Below are 233 nucleotides of genomic sequence, written 5' to 3' on the forward strand. Positions count from 1 at the left end.
TTCCGCTGACGGTCAGCGGACTGACCGGCGAACTCGGCCAACAACTCTCCCTGGGAATGGACACCACCAGCGGCGACGGCCTGGACCTCAACTCCAAGGAAGCCGGCAGCACGCTCGCACCCAAGCTCGTCCTCACCCTGAGCGGTGGCGGTGGTGGTGGTGATACGACGGCTCCGACCGTGACGGTTACGTCTCCGGTTGCTGGGGCGACTGGTGTGGCGGTGACGGCGAAT

At 66.1% G+C, this 233-nt stretch carries 1 protein-coding gene; it reads left to right on the top strand.

Annotated features, from left to right (window positions below):
• Positions 1-233 (top strand): Ig-like domain-containing domain (locus AC3XQU_RS25020; RefSeq protein ID WP_489876781.1); only part of this gene is annotated, 233 nt, incomplete at both ends.

Source organism: Telluria sp. AZSoR62 (assembly GCF_058111565.1).